Origin of the sequence: Paenimyroides viscosum (assembly GCF_003858535.1) — a bacterium.
In the GTDB taxonomy this organism is placed as follows: Bacteria; Bacteroidota; Bacteroidia; order Flavobacteriales; family Flavobacteriaceae; genus Flavobacterium; species Flavobacterium viscosum.
This window is the reverse complement of sequence record NZ_RQTJ01000047.1, coordinates 1-15,323: the sequence shown is the minus strand read 5'-3', so window position 1 is coordinate 15,323 and position 15,323 is coordinate 1. Positions and strand designations below refer to the sequence as shown.

Annotated in this window: 18 protein-coding genes; 9 read left to right on the top strand and 9 right to left on the bottom strand. The window is 31.6% G+C overall.

Annotated elements, in window-relative coordinates:
* Positions 1–214: 214 nt before the first annotated feature.
* The 3 genes from EG242_RS15090 (at position 215) to EG242_RS13940 (ending at position 2,428) form a co-directional block, all read left to right on the top strand.
* Positions 215–934, top strand: a complete 720-nt coding sequence (locus EG242_RS15090) for a putative quinol monooxygenase (RefSeq protein WP_124900473.1) — start codon at positions 215–217, stop codon at positions 932–934.
* Positions 935–1,010: 76 nt separating this feature from the next.
* Positions 1,011–1,874 carry a helix-turn-helix domain-containing protein gene (locus EG242_RS13945; protein ID WP_124900472.1) on the top strand — a complete coding sequence of 288 codons (864 nt, stop codon included), beginning with the start codon at positions 1,011–1,013 and terminating at the stop codon, positions 1,872–1,874.
* Positions 1,875–2,110: 236 nt separating this feature from the next.
* A complete protein-coding gene (locus tag EG242_RS13940; RefSeq protein WP_124900471.1) occupies positions 2,111–2,428 on the top strand; it encodes a helix-turn-helix domain-containing protein in 318 nt (105 codons plus the stop codon).
* Positions 2,429–2,432: 4 nt separating this feature from the next.
* On the opposite strand, the gene EG242_RS13935 is transcribed toward EG242_RS13940, so the two are convergent.
* Complete coding sequence (locus EG242_RS13935; RefSeq protein WP_124900470.1) at positions 2,433–3,581, bottom strand: DNA polymerase III subunit; 1,149 nt, start codon at positions 3,579–3,581, stop codon at positions 2,433–2,435.
* Positions 3,582–3,756: 175 nt separating this feature from the next.
* Here EG242_RS13935 and EG242_RS13930 point away from each other — a divergent pair, with 175 nt between their 5' ends.
* Together EG242_RS13930 and EG242_RS13925 are read left to right on the top strand one after the other, a co-directional pair.
* Complete coding sequence (locus EG242_RS13930) at positions 3,757–4,530, top strand: sulfite exporter TauE/SafE family protein (protein WP_124900469.1); 774 nt, start codon at positions 3,757–3,759, stop codon at positions 4,528–4,530.
* A gap of 69 nt (positions 4,531–4,599) precedes the next feature.
* Complete coding sequence (locus EG242_RS13925; RefSeq protein ID WP_124900468.1) at positions 4,600–5,790, top strand: phosphoglycerate kinase; 1,191 nt, start codon at positions 4,600–4,602, stop codon at positions 5,788–5,790.
* Between the two features lie 61 nt (positions 5,791–5,851).
* Here the strand turns inward: EG242_RS13925 and EG242_RS13920 are convergent, their stop codons facing one another.
* Positions 5,852–6,463 carry an OmpW family outer membrane protein gene (locus EG242_RS13920; protein WP_124900467.1) on the bottom strand — a complete coding sequence of 204 codons (612 nt, stop codon included), beginning with the start codon at positions 6,461–6,463 and terminating at the stop codon, positions 5,852–5,854.
* Between the two features lie 329 nt (positions 6,464–6,792).
* On the opposite strand from EG242_RS13920, the gene EG242_RS13915 reads away from it, so the two are divergent.
* Together EG242_RS13915 and EG242_RS13910 are read left to right on the top strand one after the other, a co-directional pair.
* On the top strand, positions 6,793–7,788 hold the full coding sequence (locus EG242_RS13915) for a DUF4837 family protein (RefSeq protein ID WP_124900466.1): 996 nt from the start codon (positions 6,793–6,795) through the stop codon (positions 7,786–7,788).
* A complete protein-coding gene (locus EG242_RS13910; RefSeq protein ID WP_124900465.1) occupies positions 7,778–8,227 on the top strand; it encodes a GNAT family N-acetyltransferase in 450 nt (149 codons plus the stop codon). The genes EG242_RS13915 and EG242_RS13910 overlap by 11 nt, the downstream gene beginning before the upstream one ends.
* A 34-nt stretch (positions 8,228–8,261) precedes the next feature.
* On the opposite strand, the gene EG242_RS13905 is transcribed toward EG242_RS13910, so the two are convergent.
* A complete protein-coding gene (locus EG242_RS13905) occupies positions 8,262–8,801 on the bottom strand; it encodes a type 1 glutamine amidotransferase domain-containing protein (RefSeq protein ID WP_124900464.1) in 540 nt (179 codons plus the stop codon).
* 182 nt (positions 8,802–8,983) lie between these two features.
* Between EG242_RS13905 and EG242_RS13900 the strand changes: the two genes are divergently transcribed.
* On the top strand, positions 8,984–10,240 hold the full coding sequence (locus EG242_RS13900) for a putative DNA modification/repair radical SAM protein (RefSeq protein WP_262673910.1): 1,257 nt from the start codon (positions 8,984–8,986) through the stop codon (positions 10,238–10,240).
* 1 nt (position 10,241) lies between these two features.
* The gene (locus EG242_RS13895; RefSeq protein WP_124900463.1) at positions 10,242–11,006 is read left to right on the top strand and encodes a TIGR03915 family putative DNA repair protein; all 765 of its coding nucleotides are present in this window, start codon (positions 10,242–10,244) and stop codon (positions 11,004–11,006) included.
* Between the two features lie 124 nt (positions 11,007–11,130).
* Here EG242_RS13895 and EG242_RS13890 read toward each other — a convergent pair whose 3' ends face one another.
* The 6 genes from EG242_RS13890 to EG242_RS13870 form a co-directional block, all read right to left on the bottom strand.
* On the bottom strand, positions 11,131–11,679 hold the full coding sequence (locus EG242_RS13890; RefSeq protein ID WP_124900462.1) for a lipocalin family protein: 549 nt from the start codon (positions 11,677–11,679) through the stop codon (positions 11,131–11,133).
* Positions 11,680–11,710: 31 nt separating this feature from the next.
* Positions 11,711–12,217, bottom strand: coding sequence for a pyridoxamine 5'-phosphate oxidase family protein (locus tag EG242_RS13885; protein WP_124900461.1), 507 nt, complete (start codon positions 12,215–12,217; stop codon positions 11,711–11,713).
* A 17-nt stretch (positions 12,218–12,234) separates the two neighbouring features.
* Positions 12,235–12,402, bottom strand: a complete 168-nt coding sequence (locus tag EG242_RS14880) for a hypothetical protein (RefSeq protein ID WP_158608882.1) — start codon at positions 12,400–12,402, stop codon at positions 12,235–12,237.
* A gap of 323 nt (positions 12,403–12,725) precedes the next feature.
* Positions 12,726–13,379: a response regulator transcription factor gene (locus EG242_RS13880; protein ID WP_124900460.1), complete on the bottom strand. Its 654-nt coding sequence runs from the start codon at positions 13,377–13,379 to the stop codon at positions 12,726–12,728.
* Positions 13,357–14,094: a sensor histidine kinase gene (locus tag EG242_RS13875; protein ID WP_158608881.1), complete on the bottom strand. Its 738-nt coding sequence runs from the start codon at positions 14,092–14,094 to the stop codon at positions 13,357–13,359. Before EG242_RS13875 ends, EG242_RS13880 begins: the two co-directional genes overlap by 23 nt.
* A gap of 29 nt (positions 14,095–14,123) precedes the next feature.
* Positions 14,124–14,750: a hypothetical protein gene (locus EG242_RS13870; RefSeq protein ID WP_124900458.1), complete on the bottom strand. Its 627-nt coding sequence runs from the start codon at positions 14,748–14,750 to the stop codon at positions 14,124–14,126.
* Between the last annotated feature and the right edge of the window lie 573 nt (positions 14,751–15,323).

Here is a 15,323-nt window from a genome sequence, read left to right as displayed (position 1 = left end):
GTGTTTATTTTTTATAGGTATTTCAAGATATCGCTTCGCTAAGTTGAGAGGCGCACTCCGTCAGTTTCTGGCGGAGCCGTCTACTCGATTATGTGCATACTGGATTCAATAGTATTGCTTTTTTTGAAAATTGTCCATGCGTTAGCAATAAACATCCATTCCATAGTCTTTTGTTTCGTCTCAAATTTGCACTGTAACAAATAAACAAGAAACGATGAAAACTAAAGTTCCATTAAAATTAGCATTCCTAGTTTTTCTACTAGGATTTACAATTCAAACATTTTCAAAATCTAAAAACACAAACATTATGAACAGTACAAAAAAAGAAACTATCGGATTATTAGTAATTATGAAAGCAAAAACAGGAAAAGAACAAGACGTCAAAAACTTCTTACTTGGTGGATTAGCATTAGTAAATCAAGAACCTCAAACAGTATCTTGGTTTGCCTTTCAAATAGATAATAATACTTTTGGTATTTATGATACTTTTGAAGTAGAAGAAGGAAGACAAGCACATTTAACAGGCGAAGTTGCGAAGGCATTATTAGCAAATGCAGGTGATTTATTAGACAACTTTGATCCTAGCACAGATATTCAAGCAGTAGATGTATTAGCATCTAATCATAAATCCGGATTGCAAAACAAGGGTTTGCTTGTTATTATGAAATCTAAAGAAGCAAAGACAACAGATGTTGAAAACTTCCTTAATGTCGGCAAACAATTAGTTGGTGACGAGCCAAAAACTTTATCTTGGTATGCTATAAAAATAGATGCTACTACATATGCAATCTTTGATACTTTTGCAGATGATTCTGGTAGAGATGCACATTTAACAGGAAAAGTTGCAGCTGCACTTATGGAAAATGCGCCTGTTCTTTTAGATGGTTTTGAAGCATCAGCAATTCAAAAAATAGACATCATAGTTTCGAAATAATTGTTATCTTTAGACAGGAGTGTAACAAACACTCCTGTCTTTTTAATACGTAACATTAAAAAAGAAATAGACTCTTATGGCTCAAATTATTGTTGATAAGCAAAATGGTGAACTAGCATTTAGACTAGAAAGGTTTGAAAATCTTAATCAATTTGATCATTTACAAAGAAAAAATTATTATTCTATTATTTTACTTAACGCAAGCAACTATAAGTTAAGTGTAGATCTTTCTAATTATGAACTGCAAGGTTATCAAATGATTTGCTTGTCGTCTTATCAACCATTTATGATTTCTTCTGAAGAACCTTGTCAAGGCTGGTTATTAAATTTTCACCCTGACTTTTTTTGTACATATCGTCATCAAAATGAAATTGAAACAGAAGGCGTTCTTTTTAACAACTTTCATGGATTACCACATTTTAAAATTTCTGAAAAAGCGTTGTTTTTTAACCTTATAGATCAAATTTCAAAAGAAATGGATAGAGATTCTATTGCTCAGCATGAGGTTCTTGTGGCTTTTTTAAAGGTGTTTTTAATAGAAGCTGTGAGACAAAAAAAACAATCTAATAAAGATATAGTGCCAAAATTTTCTGATGATCAATCTGAAATATTGCAAAATTTAGTAGATTCTATTGAGAAGAATTATTCTGAGTTACACTCTCCGAAAGATTATGCAGATGTTTTATGTGTTAGCACTAAAACATTGGCTGGAATTGTGAAAAAATATTTACAGCAAACACCTAGTTCGTTAATTTCTAATAGAATTATTATAGAGGCTAAACGCGAACTATATTTAACCTCAAAACCTTTGAAACAAATCGCAGCTAATCTTGGGTATGACGATGAATTTTATTTTAGTAGGTTTTTCAAGAAGAAAGTAGGTGTTTCTCCCGATAATTATAGAAAGACAGTAGGTTTTGCTAAACTAGAAAAATTATGATTGTCAGTATGTCTTAAGTTGCACATAACGTCAGTCTGTGAAATAAGTACACAAACTCCTTTCAAATATAGTTAATATTTCATAAATGTTTCGCAAAAATATTTACACAAAAGAAATAATCGATTTTATTTTAGAACTTATTAAAACAAAAACAAAAACCACAACTGAAATTACCCAACTATACGGTATCCCTAAAACGACATTACATAATTGGATAAAAAAATATAACATTTAATATGAATATTATAAACTACAAAAAGATATTTCAGGATGCTATAGAATTGAAATATCCAGAGAAAAGAGAATTATATTCTTTAATTCTTGAAAAAGAAATTACAGATTGTTATGATGTTTTAAGATTAAACAAATTAATTTTTGGTACAGAAAGCACGGTCAATAAACACAAATCATACGATGTAACTGCTGTAATGAAAGTGCTTAAATATCAAGAAGAAAATAAATTAACTAACATAGAAACGGCTAAAATATTCAATTTAAGCCGTAATACGGTAAGTGCGTGGAAAAAGAGAGTTAGTCTTACCCCAAATACTTAAAATCTTATTTCTTATGAATCAATCTGGTTAGTTTAATAGACAAGTCGGTAAAGATCATTTTGGCATTTCCGTTGCGTTCAATATGGTACGTAGCATCTTCAATTTCCTGATAAATCTCTAAAATATTGTGTTCGTTTACAAAGGGTGCGAAATTTTTCAGTTTAAAATTTTCAACCTTTGGTTCCATATAAACCAATTCGCTGGTACTGTAATTCAACAGTAAAGCTTGTCGGAACAATTCCATACAATGATTTAAAAAAAGCTTTTGTTTTTCACGACCAATAGAAGCTATTTCATCGCTCCATTTAATTAAATCGCTAACAACACGTGCGTTTTTATTGGCACGAAATGCCGCACGAACCCAAGTTACAAACCATTCGTCAAACGGATATTCGTTTGTAATATTATAGCGTAATTTAAGTGCTTTGTTGTAATTTCCCTGAGCCTGTTTGGCAATGCTGTAAGCGTCAACTTCATCGCAGTTTTCTTTTTCAATCAATCCCTGAACAATTTCCTGTTCGTTTAAAGCATTAAAATGTAAAACTTGGCAACGCGACAATATCGTTTGCAAAATAGCTTTTTCATCTTCTGCAATCAGTATAAAAACGGTTTTATCAGTCGGTTCTTCCAACAGCTTTAACAGCTTGTTTGCGGCTTCGGTATTCATCTTTTCTGCCATCCAAATAATCATTACCTTATAACCACCTTCAAACGGCTTTAAAATAAGTTTTTTAAGGATGCTTGCTGCTTCGTGAACCGAAATGTTTCCCTGCTTTTTCTGAATTCCAATAGCTTCGTACCAGTCATTTACAGATCCATACGGAGTTTCCTTTAAAAAATCGATCCAAGTACCCAAAAAATCATCGCTTGTCGCGTTTGATTTAATGCTGTCTGTTGTAGCAACCGGATACACAAAATGCAGATCGGGATGCTGTAAATGATCAAACTTCAAATTGCAGGCTGTAGATCCACCCTCATTTTCACTGCCTTTATTGTTGCAGATAATGTATTGGGCATACGCCAGCGCCATTGACAACGTACCGCTTCCTTCCGGGCCAATAAACAATTGGGCATGCGGAATTCTCCCTTTTTGAACGCTGTTTACCAAATGGTTTTTTAAGTGGTTTTGACCTACGATATCTGAAAATTTCATAAAACAAAAATAACGCTTTAATGTTCCTTCTCCTAATAGATTTAGAATGAAATTTATGCCAAGTTAAAGATATGAAATTAGGTTGAAATAATAGTTGACTGAACGCGACTGGGGCTATTTCTTTTAAATTTTACCAAATTAAAATTTAGAACCTTTAACTTTGCATTTTTTTAAAATGGAGTTAGAGGTTTTGGCATGTTTATGTCTCGTTGCATTTTGTGCAGGTTTTGTTGATGCAATTGCTGGTGGTGGTGGTTTGATTCAAACACCGTTAGGCTTGGTATTTTTACCTAATTATTCGATTTCGTCGGTTATAGGAACACTAAAAATACCTGCGTTTTCAGGAACGGCTCTGGCAGTAGGGCAATATTTAAAGAAAGCAAAAATAAACTGGAAATATTTCTTAGTATTGGCACTTATTTCTTTTACCAGTGCCTTTTTAGGATCGTTTGTTTTAACCGTTGTGAACAACGATTTTATGAAACCACTTTTACTAATTATTTTACTAGTATTATGGATTTTTACTTATATACGCAAAGATTTTTCAAGTAAGAAAACAGACCAAATTACAGAGCGTAACCGTTGGGTTTATGGGATAGTTATAGCGATTTTAGTCGGTTTTTATGATGGATTTATCGGACCGGCAACAGGAACTTTTTTTATTATGGGATTTATTTTCTTAGTTGGATTAGATTTTTATCACGCGTCTGCTTATGCCAAAATGATTAACCTTGCCACAAATTTAGGAAGCATTTGCCTGTTTTTGATAAAAGGACAAATTATCTGGAAAATAGCTCTTCCTATGGCTGTGTGTAACGGTTTGGGTGGTTACTGTGGCGCCAAACTGGCAATATTGAAAGGACAGCAATGGGTGCGCTACATTTTTCTGTTCATTATGTTTATAGCTATTTTACGTTTTGGTTGCGAGGTTTTTGACATTCGATTTTAATTAAAAAAACTATTTTACAATAAATTGTATATTTGCGCTTTACAAACAATTCAACTACATAAAAAAGCAATGAAAACAATAAACGATTTTAATTTCAGTAACAAAAAAGCCATTATTCGTGTAGATTTTAATGTGCCTTTAAACGATCAGTTTCAGGTAACCGACGATAACCGTATTGTTGCAGCAAAACCAACAATTGATAAAATTGTGAACGATGGCGGCGTGGCAATATTGATGTCGCATTTAGGCAGACCAAAAAACGGACCGGAAGATAAATTTTCTTTAAAGCACATCGTTTCTAAAGTAGAAGAGGTTTTGGGCAGAAAAGTAACTTTTATAAACGATTCTGTAGGTGCTGATGTTGAAAAAGTTGTTGCTGATGCAAAAGCGGGCGAAGTGATTTTATTGGAAAATCTGCGTTTTTACAAAGAAGAAGAAGCGGGCGATGAAACTTTTGCAGAAAAATTGTCGAAATTAGGCGATGTATATGTGAACGATGCTTTTGGAACAGCTCACCGCGCACATGCTTCAACCACAATTGTTGCGAAATTTTTCCCTAACGATAAACTTTTTGGATCTTTACTGGCTAAAGAAATCGAAAGTATTGATAAAGTATTGAATTCAACCGAAAAACCAGTTACGGCAGTTTTAGGTGGATCAAAAGTATCGTCTAAAATTACTATTATCGAAAATATTTTAGATAAGGTAGACCACATGATTATTGGTGGCGGAATGATGTTTACCTTTATTAAAGCACAGGGAGGAAAGATTGGTAGTTCTCTTGTTGAAGACGATAAAATGGAATTGGCGTTAGAGATTTTAGAAAAAGCAAAAGCTAAAAACGTACAGATTCATATTCCGGTTGATGTGGTTGCTGCCGATGCGTTTTCTAACGATGCAAATACTAAAATTGTTCCTGCAAACGACATTCCTGACGGATGGCAAGGTTTGGATGTTGGTCCGAAAACTTTAGAACAGTTAAACAAAGTAATCATGGATTCTAAAATTATTTTATGGAATGGACCTTTAGGCGTTTTCGAAATGGAAAAATTTGCTGCCGGAACCATTACATTAGGTAATTTTATTGCCGATGCAACCGAAGCTGGAACGTTTTCATTAGTAGGCGGCGGAGATTCTGTAGCAGCTGTAAAACAATTTGATTTAGACGATAAAGTAAGTTATGTTTCTACAGGCGGTGGTGCCATGTTGGAAATGTTAGAAGGACAAACGTTGCCTGGAATTGCAGCTATCTTAGATTAATCTGAATGATATAAAAACAAAAAATCGACTTTTAAAGTCGATTTTTTGTTTTAAAGAACTTCTAATTCAAGAAAAGAGTAAATCCTAAATTAGCACCGAAGTTCTTGTTAAATGATTTATATGATTCTCCGCTTGGATAATTGAATTTAGTTGATAACTGATTATAATTCAAACCAAAATCAACCGAAATATCATTAGTTATCATGTACGCAACGCCTCCTTTTATTTTCCATACAAAAAAGTTTGTAGGTTCAATTGTAGTATCTGCAACCTTTGCTTTAGCAACAGCGTATCCTGCACCTGCGCCAATGTATGGAAAAGCCTTTGATTCATTTTTAAAATAATAAGTTGCAGAAGGAATAATGCCAAAGACAGTTGTTTTAACATCAATCATAGGACTGCCATAAGATTGATATTCTTTTGTTTTTTGTACCGAAAGCTCTAGATCCATTCCTATTGCAAGATTATTCATTACAAAATATCCAACAGAGGGTGTTGCTGTAATGTTACTGGTTTTAATTCCATCAATTGTTACACCATCTTGTTTAGCTGAAGGATTAGATGAGTTAAAATTAAAAGTAGTTGCTCCGCCAAACATCCAGTTTCCTTTTTCGGTTTGAGCATTTGCTGTTCCTACAAAAGCCAATAAGGCTATAAGTATTAGTTTTTTCATGATTATAAAATTTTTGCAAAAGTACAATTTCTTTATGCAAAAAAGAAAAAGCAAGTCTTTACAACTTGCTTTAACAGATAAAAAAAACACTCCTTTCGTTACGTTAATAATTAACTTTTATTATTTAATACAGTACTAAATTATATATTGTTTTTTTTAATTGCGTAACGTAAAGGTTATTAGAACTTTAATAATTAAGGGTTTATTAGTATAAAAGATATTAAAAATGGGTTCCAAAAATCTAACCAATTTCTAATCTATAATTATAGATCAATTACATGGATAATTTGTTTGGGTTTGTGTAATTTTACAATAATCTAGCAGATAACATGAAACACCTTGTTTTTTATTTATTGGTAGTTGCGGCTTTAAGCGTAGGTTGTAAAAAAAACACCGAAACTGCAGCTGTTAATCTAAAACAATCATTTGGTAACCGCAATGAAATTGTGTTGGTTATAGATGATAGTTTGTGGGTAGGTAAATTGGGCGATAGTATTAGAAAACAGCTTGCCAAGCCAATTGTTGGTAGTACAGAAGCAGAACCACAGTTTGATTTGGTTCAGCTTGATCCTAAGATATTTACAACACGTGCAAAAATGGCGCGAAATATTGTATTGTTTTCAACGAATACTGTAAATGAATTTCTGCTACAAAAAAGTGTGAACGCTACACCCCAAAATTACTTTTTTTTACGGGCACAAAACACCGACGATTTACTAAAGATGTTCCATTCTAAAGCAGATTCTATCGTTGCCGTTTTTCGTACATCAGAATTAAACGAAGAAACGCATGAAGTAGTTAGATCGTCAACAAATAATTTAAATGAATTAAAAGATTTTTTTGGTTGTACGCTAAAAATACCAGATGCATACTATTTACAAGTTAAAAATGAATTTCCTTTTTTATGGTATCAGAAAGATTTGTCATCGGGCAGTTTAAATTTGGTTTTGTATGAATTTCCTATAGCCGAGATTGAAAATAACCAACAGCCAATAGAAACAAATTTGTTACACGCACGAAATTACATAGGGAAAGAATTTTTAAAAACAGCAAAAGATTTTGGTTATGTGGTAACCAATATTCAAAATACACAAACAATTTCAAAAGAAAAACTTTTAGAATTTCCTGTTTACAAAATTACAGGGAATTGGGAAACCGCTAACGATTTTTTAAAAGGACCATTTGTTTGCTACGCCATTCGTGACGATTATTACAAACGCTATTTGTTTATTGAAGGATACGTGAACAATCCGTTTAAAAACAAACGCGATCAATTATTAGAAATAGAAGCTATTATTAAAACCATAAATTTCAATGAACATTAAAATTAAAAAATTTAACGATTTAACCGTATCTGAACTTTATGAACTATTGAACCTGCGAAACTTGGTTTTTGTAGTGGAACAAAATTGTCCGTATTTAGATACCGATGGAAACGATCAGGTGGCACATCACGTAATGTTTTGGAATGATGAGGTTTTGGTAGCTTATGCACGTATTTTTGAACCAGGAATTAAATATGATACAAGCAGTATTGGTAGGGTAGTAGTACATCCCGATCATAGAAAATTTAATTTAGGGCATGAACTAATGAAACACGCTGTGGAAGCTGTAGAAAGTTTATATAAAACCGGTGATATTACCATATCTGCACAAGCACATTTACAAGGCTTTTACAACAAACACGGTTTTAAAACGGTTTCTGCTGAATACATGGAAGATGATATTCCGCATGTAGAAATGATACGTAAAAAGGAGCTTTAAAGCTCCTTTTGTTAGTTTATGTAACCTTACAACGTTATTTTTTCATAATTGCTTCAATAGTTGCGCGGTTAAAGGCTGGTAAATCTTTAGGTGTACGGCTGGTAACAAGGTTTTTGTCAATAATAACCTCTTTGTCTTCCCATTGTGCACCGGCATTTTTTAAGTCTAACGCAATAGCTTCAACCGATGTCATTTTTTTGTTATTTACCATATTGGCATTTATCAATACCTGCGGACCATGGCAAATTGCAGCCACCGTTTTATCTTCATTAAAAAAAGATTGTACAAAACTTAAGGCGTCTTTATTAGTACGCAGTTTATCCGGATTTATCACTCCGCCAGGCAATATCAATGCATCAAAATTACTGGAATTTGCATTTTCTAATGATACATCTACTTGGTATTCATTGGTCCAATCATCACCAGATTTAGCCTTAACTTTGTCTTTTTTGGGCGATACAATAAACACTTCGGCACCAGCTTCTTTTAATGCATCTCTTGGGCTGGTTAACTCAATTTCTTCAAAACCATCTTCGGTTAAAATGGCAATTTTTTTTCCTTTTAAATCATTCATAGCTTAATTTTTTAAAATGAAACTACAAGTTAAGAATAAATCCTTGGTTAAAAAACGAATAAGTGCTTACAGAAAGACATCTTATAAAAAACTTAACAGTTCTATGTCGTTTTTAACACTGCAACGACATTTTTAAAAAGTAGTAAATAAGTACCTTTGATAAGGTATTTAGAGCGAATGTTTTGGAACGAATTGAAGAGAAATTAATGATTCTTGCAGATGCCGCAAAATACGATGTAAGTTGTAGTTCTAGCGGTAGCAAACGAAAAAATATAGGTGGAATTGGCGATGCTTCTTCCTCTGGAATTTGCCATACCTATACCGAAGATGGCAGGTGTGTGTCGTTGCTAAAAATCTTATTGACAAACCACTGTATTTACGATTGTGCTTTTTGTGTAAGTCGTAAAAGTAACGATGTAAAACGAGCGGCTTTTACAGTAGAAGAAGTGGTTGATTTAACCATGAACTTTTACCGCAGAAATTACATTGAAGGCTTATTTTTAAGCTCGGGCATTTTTAAAAATGCCGACTTTACTATGGAACGTTTGTTGCGCATTGTTAAAAAACTTAGGTTAGAAGAACGTTATAACGGGTACATTCATCTAAAAACTATTCCCGGGGCTAGTGAAGAATTAATTCAAGAAGCCGGATTGTATGTTGACCGTATGAGTATTAATTTAGAAATGCCTACCGAAGCTGGTTTAAAATTGGTAGCTCCAGAAAAAAGCCATGATGCCGTACGTAAACCATTGCAGTTTGTAAATACTAAAATACAAACGTTTCAAAACGAAAAAAAACTTATAAAGCACACGCCAACATTTGTGCCTGCCGGGCAAAGTACGCAAATGGTTATTGGTGCAACGCCTGAAAATGATTGGGAAATTATGAGTGTTGCCGATGAGTTTTATAAAAAATATCAGCTTAAGCGCGTGTATTATAGTGGATACATTCCTATAAATAATTCTGATGCCTTTTTACCGCAAATAGGCACCAATCCACCGTTAATTAGAGAAAACAGATTGTATCAAACCGATTGGTTGCTGAGGTTCTACAATTTTAATTTGAACGAGATTTTAAATCCAGCATTTACACAGTTAGATTTGGATATAGATCCCAAGTTAAGTTGGGCATTGCGAAACCTACATTTATTCCCGGTTGATGTAAATACGGCAGATTATCAAACAATAATTAGAGTTCCAGGTATTGGCAGGCAATCTGCAATGAAAATTGTTTCAGCAAGAAAATATGGAAGTTTGCGCGAATATCAGCTCAAAAAAATGGGTATCGCATTTAATCGTGCGAAACACTTTATTATTTGTGCAGATTCTGCTGTTTCTTTAGGTTTTAAATACGCACCACAACTTAAAAACATTATTTTACAAACAGGAAACAGTAAATATAAACTGCAAACGCCAGAAAATCAGTTAAAATTGTTTTAGAATGAATTATGTTTTTGACGGAAGCTACTATGGGTTTTTATGCTGCGTTTTTGAATGTTTCGAAATGAAAGAATGGCAAGCCGTACCTGTTGATGAAAATAGGTTTCAGCCTGATATATTTCAGCCACATAGAACCATTTTTACCGATGTTGATAAAGCCCAACGCATTCAGAAAGGTTTAAAAAGCAAATTTGGAAAATCATTGACAGATGATATGTACCGAGCGTTTTTGTCTGAAGATTTGTTGGCATGGCAAGCAGCTTATCACGTCATGGTTCAGTTATTTAAAGGACAAACAAATGTTTTAGAAAATTTTGGGGATTCACAGGTGCTTTACTTTCATCAAACTTTAAAAAAAGTGAGTAGAGAACGCCACCGTATGAAGGCATTTATTCGATTTAGTAAAAGTAATGACGGTTTGTTTTACGCGCTTATTGAACCCGATTTTAATGTTTTGCCTTTAATACTTTCTTTTTTTAAGAATAGATATGCCGATCAACCTTGGATTATTTATGATGCTAAGCGCAAATACGGATTTTATTATGATACGATAACTATATCGGAAATTGAAATTGACACCACAGAGCAGAAAAATCTGCAAAGTACTGGTTTAACAATTGCATTAGATGAACGTGACGAACTTTTTAAACGTTTATGGAAACAATATTTTAAAAGCACGAATATTGAAGCACGTGAAAATATGAAGCTGCATTTACAACATGTTCCTAAAAGATATTGGAAGTACTTGATTGAAAAACAGAAATAGATAATTTTTTCTTAAAATATTATAGAACGCACGTCATTTCGAGCTTGTCGAGAACTTGTGAAATCAACTTCTCGATACGCTACACTTCATTACGCTACTCGAAGTGACGAAGGTTTCATTAACATTATTTATCATGTTTTGTCCAAACCAATCTATTTAAATCATAGCCGGCTTTTTCTGCTTCTTTTAAAAATTTTTCTTTTACAGCATTAGGAATGGTTTTTTTTCGTGATAGTATCCAAATATAATCTGTGTTTTCACCAAAAACCAATACATTTTCATAATCGGGTTCCATTAATACTACATTATAACCCGCATAAAAAGGTCCAAAAAATGAAACTTTTAAAGCACCTACATTGGTATTATTTACAAAAGTTGCTTTTCCGTTGGCTTGTTCCCATTTGTCTTTTACGTAATTATAACCTCTGTTAACTACTTTAACTTTACCATTTTCTTTTAATGAATACGTTGCCGTAACGTTACTTAAATCTTTTTCGTGTTTAAAATCAAAACGAGCAATTTCGTACCACGTCCCCATGTAAGGTTCTAATTTAAAGTTATCTACCACCGTTATATTATCTGGTACTTTTACAGACTTACATGAATAGATAAAACTAGCAGTACTTGCCATAATAATTGCAATGGCAACATAAAATATGGTTTTCTTTTTCATAAAATTTTTGTTTGTGTTTAAAATTATAAGCTTAAATATCTAAATTTCCTTCTCTGCCAATATCTGTTTTTATACCTGCTATAGCTGTTGCGGCAACTTTAAAAAAGGTTACTAACTTGTTTGTTTTGTTATCCCAATAATGTGCATCTTTAGGAGTGACTTTTAATATTCGAATATTAGGATCTTCTTTCCCTTTTTCAAACCAAGCGTCCATCATTTTATTCCAATATTTTTCAATTCGATCTACATCATTACTTACTTCAGCAATACCGTTTAAACTTACAAATTCATACGATTTAACATCAGAAAAAGTAATAGATACCTTTTTATTTTGCGTTAAATGTGTGTGGGTATCACTTTCGGAAGAAAACAAAAACCAAATAGCACCTTCTTCGTCTACTTCTTGCCTACTCATAGGTATGCTATGTGGGTAATCACTATTAGCAGGAAAAGTTGATAACATTCCAATGTCTATAGAGTTGACCAATGTTTTTAATTTTTCAACGGCTTCTTTGTTGTTTAGATTTTCTGTACTCATAATTTTATATTTTTTGTTTAACAATTTTTAAAGTTCAACCAACCATTTTTCTGCTTTTCAGTTGTGTTTAAAACAAATGTTCTAAAACGGTATAATAAAAATGGTGTTAGTAACGAATTGTATGTGTTTTCATGAGTATTTTGACCAGAAAAAGAGTGTGTGTCTTTCCGTTTAACTAATCTCATAAATACATGTTTACAATTAGTATTACAAATAATATAAGTAGTTATTATGTTTTAAGGAGTATCTAATTTACACTAAATTTTTTTATAACGAAGGTTTTTATCGAAAAAAAATAACACATAAGTGCTATAGGGGTTAAAGAAAGATGTTTTTTTGTTTCTAAAATTTAGAGATAAAAAAAGGACTGCTAAAAAATTTTTAACAGTCCGTGAATCAAAGGTGTTTTTCTTACTTATATATTTATAAATATACTCTATCAATAAAACTTCGGCTAAATTATCTAAAGTAGGTTATTATGGCAATAGGTAAAATACCCATTTTTCAATTATTTTAGATCTACATTTATTAAGTTATGGTTTATACAATATAGTATAGCAGTCATCATATTCTCAAATTTATATTTGTTTTGTATATTTTGTTTGTGGTTGTTAACAGTTTTTGGGCTAATAAAAAGTTTCTCTGAAATTTCGCGTGCTTTAAATCCTTCGGCTGTAAGTTTAATAATTTCTAATTCGCGTTCGGTAAAAAGTACTTCGTGTTCTTTAATTGTTTGATTATCTGTAGTGCTTAAAATTTTGTTTATTACTTGTGAAAGACTGTCTTCAAAATAAAAACCATCTTCTTTTAAATTCCAAATAGCATTTTCTAACTCGTTAGGCGGTGTGTTTTTGGTAAAATATCCATTTACGCCCATGTTTATTACTTTTTCAATAATATCGGCACCACTCATTAAGGTGAGTATCAAAATTTTTATTTCAGGATATTTTTCTTTAACATGTCTACTGGTTTCAAAACCGTCAAGCACAGGCATTTGTAAATCAAGTAATAAAATATCAACGTTTGTTGTTTTAAGTTTTTCTAATAATTCACTACCATTTGAAGCCTCAAGTACCACCTGCATATTATTAAAACTATTGAGTAACATGCCCAAACTTTTTCTAAACAAGGTGTGATCGTCAGTTATTGCTATTTTTAACATTCTTTACAGATTTTAAAATTATTTGAAATTTATTTCCCTTTTGTTCAGGTACTTGTACAAGTTTTGCTTCAATATGTTTTATTCGTGAACTAATATTTTTAAGCCCCATTCCTAAAGAGCTTTGTATGTTTTTTTTAAAATCGAACGGTAAACCGTCATCAGAAATCTCACAACATACCGTGTTTTCATTTAAAGATATAGCCATACTTATTTCTTGTGCCTTACCGTGTTTTATCATATTGTTTGTAAACTCTTGAATAATACGGTATAGTTCATAAGCTTCAGACGATGGAATTTCTATAACTTCACTAAAATAGTATTGTTTAACTTTAATAGTATGTAGTTTTTTTACTCTATCAAAGTAACTTTTAAGGGTTGAAACCAAACCGTAACTTTCTAAAAGCGGGGGCATTAAATTGTAACTAATATTTTGAACATTTGTAAGGGCATGTGAAAGTACAGAAGATACTTCTTGTAAAATTTCTTTTTTAAAAAGATCTTCTTCTTTACTGTTTAGTATAGTAATATAGTTTTTAAGTGCACTTATATCACCACTTAAACCGTCGTGTAAATCAGAAGCGATACGTTGGCGTTCTCTTTTTTCTGAATCTAACGAAGCTATTAATAAACTTTCTGATTTTATTCGGTTTAACCTATCAACTTTTGCTTTGTAAGCCACGGTTATAAAAATAATACCTAAGGCTAAAAAAAGCATTGTTGCGGATCCGATCCAAAAAAATAATTTTAATTGTATTTCATCTTGCATGTGCCACTAGTTAATATAATTCGTAATAAAAAGGTTGCAATTACATTTATCAACCAAAAATTATCTATAAACTCATCGCGAATTACTGAACTTAATAGAAATAACAGCATAGTGCTAGAATAGTATAAAAGAATAGCAGATATAAAATAAAAATTTGGTAGTTTCCATAGGGTTTCTTCCTCTAGCGTTTTAAATAAATCTTTAAACCATAATGTAGAAAAAAGAATAACTATAATTGAGATAAAAGTTTTATTTAAACCATGAGAAAATAAACTTCCGTCATCTTTCCATAAAAAAAACGAATAGGAATATGCAGCCAATAAAATTGTTAATCCAAAGTAAATAAGTAATTTGTATTTTTCTTTAAAAAGTTTTAAAAAGAAATAAGTAAGTGCAATTATTTCTAAAAACGGATAAATTTGAAACCAATACGAAATATTAATTTGTAAAAAACCTGTACCTACAATTTCATACACACTTGCAATTGCAGTGATCCAAATAAACGGCAATATAGGCTCACTAAAATTAAAGGCTTTCTTTTTTATAAAAAGTATGAGTAATGGAATTATTCCCGATAAAAGTACAATTAGAATAAAAGTTTCCATTGCTTACGTATTAGGTAACAAATTTAAGTAAATACGTTCTTTAATACTTCTATTTTTATACATAAATAAATAACAACTAAAATTTCATGTAAAGTCTTTTGTTCAATTTCGGTGTATAGTATGTAGTTTTAGTTCATAAAATACCTAAAGCAATGTTGGTTTTAGTTGGTATTTATAAATTTTAAAACATCTTTTAAATAATATTTCGAGTGTAACTAATTGATTATGTTTTAATTAAGCACTGTGTTTAAAAACGAACATTATGTTGAATATTTTTTACAATTAAAAAATTAATTTAAAGTTGTTTATTTATTAAATGTTTTGTACATTTGTAGTTCATAAGTGTTTTTTTTGGTTATAGAAAAGTGTCTAACTGTAAAGTTAGATGCTTTTCTTTTTTTTAGTACTATTTGTATTTTAGTCACTTTTTAATAATTAACATTCATCTAAATTTAATAATAGTACCCGTAGTGCATTATAAAAAAGGTTGGCTAAATTACTAAAAATTAACATATTGTATTGACTGACAATGAAATACATTTTATGAGCAACCTAGAAGCAAGTTACAAATTA

Excerpts from the sequence above, each read along its gene's own strand:
- EG242_RS13940 (WP_124900471.1), top strand. The coding sequence starts at position 2,111 with ATGAATATTATAAACTACAAAAAGATATTTCAGGATGCTATAGAATTG.
- EG242_RS13920 (WP_124900467.1), bottom strand. The coding sequence starts at position 6,463 with ATGAAAAAACTAATACTTATAGCCTTATTGGCTTTTGTAGGAACAGCA.
- EG242_RS13905 (WP_124900464.1), bottom strand. The coding sequence starts at position 8,801 with ATGAATGATTTAAAAGGAAAAAAAATTGCCATTTTAACCGAAGATGGT.
- EG242_RS13925 (WP_124900468.1), top strand. The coding sequence starts at position 4,600 with ATGAAAACAATAAACGATTTTAATTTCAGTAACAAAAAAGCCATTATT.
- EG242_RS13870 (WP_124900458.1), bottom strand. The coding sequence starts at position 14,750 with ATGGAAACTTTTATTCTAATTGTACTTTTATCGGGAATAATTCCATTA.
- EG242_RS13895 (WP_124900463.1), top strand. The coding sequence starts at position 10,242 with ATGAATTATGTTTTTGACGGAAGCTACTATGGGTTTTTATGCTGCGTT.
- EG242_RS13875 (WP_158608881.1), bottom strand. The coding sequence starts at position 14,094 with ATGCTTTTTTTAGCCTTAGGTATTATTTTTATAACCGTGGCTTACAAA.
- EG242_RS13890 (WP_124900462.1), bottom strand. The coding sequence starts at position 11,679 with ATGAAAAAGAAAACCATATTTTATGTTGCCATTGCAATTATTATGGCA.
- EG242_RS13910 (WP_124900465.1), top strand. The coding sequence starts at position 7,778 with ATGAACATTAAAATTAAAAAATTTAACGATTTAACCGTATCTGAACTT.
- EG242_RS13930 (WP_124900469.1), top strand. The coding sequence starts at position 3,757 with ATGGAGTTAGAGGTTTTGGCATGTTTATGTCTCGTTGCATTTTGTGCA.
- EG242_RS13885 (WP_124900461.1), bottom strand. The coding sequence starts at position 12,217 with ATGAGTACAGAAAATCTAAACAACAAAGAAGCCGTTGAAAAATTAAAA.
- EG242_RS13915 (WP_124900466.1), top strand. The coding sequence starts at position 6,793 with ATGAAACACCTTGTTTTTTATTTATTGGTAGTTGCGGCTTTAAGCGTA.
- EG242_RS14880 (WP_158608882.1), bottom strand. The coding sequence starts at position 12,402 with ATGAGATTAGTTAAACGGAAAGACACACACTCTTTTTCTGGTCAAAAT.
- EG242_RS13935 (WP_124900470.1), bottom strand. The coding sequence starts at position 3,581 with ATGAAATTTTCAGATATCGTAGGTCAAAACCACTTAAAAAACCATTTG.
- EG242_RS13880 (WP_124900460.1), bottom strand. The coding sequence starts at position 13,379 with ATGTTAAAAATAGCAATAACTGACGATCACACCTTGTTTAGAAAAAGT.
- EG242_RS13945 (WP_124900472.1), top strand. The coding sequence starts at position 1,011 with ATGGCTCAAATTATTGTTGATAAGCAAAATGGTGAACTAGCATTTAGA.
- EG242_RS15090 (WP_124900473.1), top strand. The coding sequence starts at position 215 with ATGAAAACTAAAGTTCCATTAAAATTAGCATTCCTAGTTTTTCTACTA.